We start from the raw sequence: 4,828 nt of genomic DNA, 5'->3' as shown, positions 1-4,828 counted from the left end.
CCAGAATTCGTCGAAGTCCGAGAACGTTCGTTGCACCACGATCTCGCGCGTCTCAATTGCCTCGAGACCGACGTCTGTCCACAGATCACGTAGCGCTTCCATTCTGGAGGCCTCCATGCGCGACGGCCGCGGGGGCGCAAGACCCATGGCGCGCATCTCGATGTGCACCGGGTCTAGTGGAAATCCGCCGCCCAACATGTCCCACATGTACGTCGCGACCATGCCACCAGGGCGAACCACTCGAACCATTTCTTCGACTGCTTTTTTGGGCTCGGGAACGAACACAATCACCAGCGCCATGACGGCCGCGTCAAAGCTTCCCACCGGAAACGGAAGCGCCATCGCGTCGCCCTGACGAAATTTGGCGAGACCCGCAGCTGGTCTGGTACGTGCAAACGCGAGTTGCCCTTCCGATGGATCGATCGCCTGTACTTCCATCGGAGCGCATCGTTCGAGGAGCAGTTCGGTGAACGCACCGTTGCCGCAGCCGACGTCAATCCATCGTAAATCTCGGGGCGGCGCCAACCAATCCAGGAAAACATCTCCGGCCTTCCGGCTCCAGATCCCCATCAGCTGCTCGTAAACGGCGCCATCATCGAACCGGAGTTGATTGTCGGGCATCAACAATCTCCTTCACATCTGGAGGTCCTGTGAGGTCTTGGCCTCAGGACCCGTAATGCTTGAGTATAGGCGGTTGGGACCAGCCTTTGAATTTTCCCGGCAATCATGATCATAATAGCTGATTGTTTTTTCTTTTTTCTGGCTTGGAGAGATTTTACATGGCCGGTTTGTCGCCTGATGTCGTAATTGTGGGTGGAGGAATTGCCGGTGGCACCATGGCCACCATACTGGCCAGGAACGGCCTGGAAGTCGTCGTTCTGGAGCGCGAAACGATCTACCCCGATCGCGTGCGAGGCGAATGGATTGCGCCTTGGGGAGTTGTCGAATTCAAACGGCTTGGGCTTATAGACCTGCTGTACGAGAATGGCGCCATCGATGTACAGCGCAACGTGCCCTACGACGAAAACTGGTCACCAGAAGTCGCCGAACAGCGGGCCTTGGATTTTAGAAACCTGCTGCCGGAAATTCCGGGCGCCATATGCATCGGTCACCCAACAATGTGCAACGTGTTCTCCGCGTCTGCAAAGGAATCGGGTGCACACGTCCTGACCGGCATCAAAAAGATCGAAGTGACCGCAGGAAGCGGACCGACAGTAGCTTTCTCGTCTAATGGACAAACAGTGCAGCTGAGGCCTCGGGTTGTTATCGGAGCCGATGGGCGCAATTCAGCAGTCAGAAAGCAGCTCGGATTTCCCGTGTTGGCGGACGAACCACATAACCTTCTGGGCGGAATGCTGGTAGCAAATGTACCCGATTGGCCTCGGCAAGTGCAGGCGATCGGAACCGAGGACAGATTTCATTACTTCGTTTTTCCGCAAGGAAAGGACATGGTTCGCCTCTACGCATGTTACGATTTTGCGGACCGGGCAAAGTTTGCCGGACCCGATAGAGAAGCTCGGCTTTTGCAGGCATTCCGGCTGAATTGTTTGCCCTATTCGGAGGCCATACTCGGCGGCTTGCCCGTCAGCACGTTCAATTCTTATTCCAATGAAGATCACTGGGTTGACGATCCGACTACTACCGGAATCGTTCTTATTGGCGATGCTGCCGGGCACAACGATCCAATAACGGGACAGGGCCTTTCAATCGCGGCGAGAGATGTCCGTATCGTCAGCGACATTCTAATTTCAACCAAGAATTTGGATCGAGTTGATTTTCTGCCGTATGTTGAAGAACGAAGAGAGAGAATGCGCCGTTTGAGAATTACGGGGCGTCTGGCGACCAAGCTCAGGGTAGAGTTCGGTGATGAGGCCAGACACCGCAGGGCAAGAGTCAGCCAGAGGTCGATGCAACGCCAATTGTCCCCCTTGCCCGCGACATTGATCGGGCCTGAACGGTTGCCGGCTGAAGCTTACTTGCCGGAGACAATCGAGAAGCTGATAGCGCCGTAGCGCTGAAAACGTGCGCGAGTCTCGATCAAGCGTGAAGCCGGCTGAATCTCCGAAGCTTTACGGTTGCACAAGCTCGTTCAGGAAACACCGGGATGGCTTTTGCCTTACCCGCGAAGGGGAATGCGACCATGACAAACTCTGAAATCACCGACGTATCGAGGCCAACATGACGCAACCCACGCTGCAAACACTTGAAGTCAACGGGTTGCGCATGCAGATGGCCATGCAGGGCAGCGGCCCGCTGGTTTTGCTCTGCCACGGATTCCCGGAGCTTTGGATCTCGTGGCGGTCGCAGCTTGCTGCATTGTCCAACGCAGGCTATCGGGCCGTGGCACCCGACATGCGCGGCTACGGCGGCACCACCGCGCCGGAAGATCCCACCGCCTATACAGTTCTGCACCTGGTGGGAGATATGGTGGAGCTCGTTAAACAGCTGGGCGAAAAGCAGGCCGTGATCGTAGGTCACGACTGGGGTGCGCCCGTGGCCTGGAATTCGGCAATGCTTCGACCCGATGTTTTCCGAGCTGTGGTCGGCATGAGCGTGCCTTTCTCCCCACCGGGACCTGTGAACTTGCTCGACGCTCTAAAGAAGGCGGGCATTCATACGTTCTATATGCAGTATTTCCAGACTCCGGGCGTGGCGGAGAAGGAGTTGGAGCGCGACGTCGCGACGTCAATCCGACGTATCAATTATTCTGGCTCAGGCGATGGGCCGGATCGAGTCGCGTTCGGAGTGCTCGAGCCCAACCAAGGCTTCCTGGACAACCTCGTCGATCCGAAGACCCTGCCGTCTTGGTTGGACGCTGAAGATGTCGCTTACTTCGTCGCGGAGTTCTCGCGCACCGGCTTCCGTGGCGGTTTGAACTGGTACCGAAATATCACTCGTTCATGGGAGGTGTTGGCGCCATGGCGTGGCGTGGTCATCCGGCAGCCTTCGCTGTTCATTGCCGGTGAGCGCGATGACGTCCTCAAGTTTCCCAGTTCGAAACCTCAGATCGCCAACTTCAGTAATACTTTGTTGGATTTGCGCGGCTGTCACATTCTCGAGGGTGCCGGACACTGGGTACAGCGAGAGCGTGCATCGGTCGTGAACGACTTATTGATCGCTTTTCTCAAAGGTCTGTAAAGGCCAGCTCCGGCACTTTCGCATGGGCGTGCAAGCGGACGTCCGCCGACCCGGCTCGGCTTACCGCCCCGGGACCGGCATGGGCGGGACCAACATCAGCGGCGGTCTCGGTTTCGGCGGGCGAGCGATAGCACCGGGAACGGGGCGAACCTCGATCGGCGGCGGCAGTGGCGCCAGTTGCTGGCTCATGACCGGCGCAGCGTAGGCGGGAGGAGCGGGCGTAGGCCGCGCAGTGCTTCTGGGCTTCAGCGGAATGCGCCGCGGGCTGGGCGGCAGTTCCGAAGTCGGTGGATCTGGAATCGCGGGATCCGGCGTTGCGGCCGAACTTGGCGTCGCCGCAACCGAGGGGATTGAAGCCGGCCGGAGCGACGGGGTCCGCTCGCCGTGATCGAGCGAGTCTAGCCTTCGGGTTTCGCGGTCAATTGCCCTCACCGCCAACCAAGATGACAGCGATGCCACGTCAATTGTGCGATGAAGCCCGTCGGGCGAGCCGACGGCGAAGAGCTGAATCTCCGGACGGCTGGCTGATTGACCCGCATCCGTGGAGGCAAGGCTGACCCGAATGTCGGCCTGCTCGCCCGGAATATCATAGCCACCGGATATTGTAGCGCGCGCGCCATCGGCCTCGAGCGTAGTCGCGCCGACGCGCAACCGCCCATCGCCTACCGTGAATGGAATTTGCGCCGACTTGATCGACAACGCGCCGGCCGAGAGCACGGGCTCAATGATCTGCCGTAACTTGGCGTCGTCCGTCGCCTGCCCGTTATCGCTGGCGCGGATTGCGACATCGAAGGCGCGCGGGTCGAGTCCGGGAATGCGGGCAGATTGAAGGGTGATGGTTCCGCTTCCCGACAGCGCCCCGGCCAAAGCGACGGCGCTGCGGCCCTGGGTCATCAGCGTCATCTGCATCGAGGTGCGGCCGGCAGGCAATATCAGGTTGTGATAGCGCAGCGCCGAGCCATCGACGCCTGAGAGTTGAGCCCGCGCGTTCAATACGATTCCATTGGCGCCTTGCCTGGCGTCGACGTCGGTAGCCAATTCGCCGCCGCCAATTCCGCCCTTGATGGTGTCGAAGCTCAACGACTGACCGTTGCTCTTGATCGCGCCACTGACCGGGCGCAGCTCACTTCCGCCGGGCAATACACCGCGCAGCGCCTGAAAGGCGACACGGCCGCGCCAGCCTTTCAACAGTCCGGCGCCGAGCGGCTCAGTCCCATCGTGTCCGCCACCTCCAATGGCGAGTGCGAAGGCAGGCCCGAGATCGAGCGTATCAAGGCCGATTTCGCCCTCGACATTCTTTTCGCCATCAAGGCTGACCGCGAGGCGTCCACGCAGCCGCGAGCCGGCAATCGCGGTATCGACATCGTCGAACGTCAGCTTTCCTTTGTTCAGCGACACACGCGTAGACAGGTTGATATTCTGTGCCAGGGTGTCCGTCGGCTTGAGATCAAGCAATGGCCCGAGACTGACACCACGAATGCTCAGGTCGAAGTTCGCTTTAGCGTCCTGCGCCCATGGTTCGGCGGTCCCCTGTGCTTCGGCCTGCATGTCAGCTGCCGACAATCTTGCCTTCAGACGCAACGGCGCGCCCCACGCGCCCGTAACCGACCCTGCGAATTGCGCCGGGCGGTCGTTCATCCCGATCGCGTGATCCAATCCCAGCAATGCGAGCAATGTGCGCCCACTATCG

General features: G+C 59.5%; 4 protein-coding genes. 2 read left to right on the top strand and 2 right to left on the bottom strand.

Going from position 1 to position 4,828, the window contains the following annotated elements; all coding sequences use genetic code 11:
• Window positions 1-621, bottom strand: a 621-nt coding sequence (locus VJV58_RS04245) for a class I SAM-dependent methyltransferase (protein WP_324136097.1), incomplete at its 3' end; no start/stop codon positions are given.
• A gap of 158 nt (window positions 622-779) precedes the next feature.
• Here VJV58_RS04245 and VJV58_RS04240 point away from each other — a divergent pair.
• Together VJV58_RS04240 and VJV58_RS04235 are read left to right on the top strand one after the other, a co-directional pair.
• Window positions 780-2,012 (top strand): NAD(P)/FAD-dependent oxidoreductase, encoded by a 1,233-nt coding sequence (locus VJV58_RS04240; RefSeq protein ID WP_324136096.1) that lies wholly within the window; start codon window positions 780-782, stop codon window positions 2,010-2,012.
• 166 nt (window positions 2,013-2,178) lie between these two features.
• Window positions 2,179-3,138: an alpha/beta hydrolase gene (locus VJV58_RS04235; RefSeq protein ID WP_324136095.1), complete on the top strand. Its 960-nt coding sequence runs from the start codon at window positions 2,179-2,181 to the stop codon at window positions 3,136-3,138.
• Between the two features lie 60 nt (window positions 3,139-3,198).
• Here the strand turns inward: VJV58_RS04235 and VJV58_RS04230 are convergent.
• On the bottom strand, window positions 3,199-4,828 hold a 1,630-nt coding region (locus VJV58_RS04230; protein ID WP_324136094.1), incomplete at its 5' end, for an AsmA-like C-terminal region-containing protein.

Origin of the sequence: Bradyrhizobium sp., from assembly GCF_035273305.1 — a bacterium.
Taxonomy (GTDB): Bacteria; Pseudomonadota; Alphaproteobacteria; order Rhizobiales; family Xanthobacteraceae; genus Bradyrhizobium.
The sequence above is the reverse complement of the archived record's forward strand: the minus strand, read 5'-3'. Positions and strand labels throughout refer to the sequence as shown.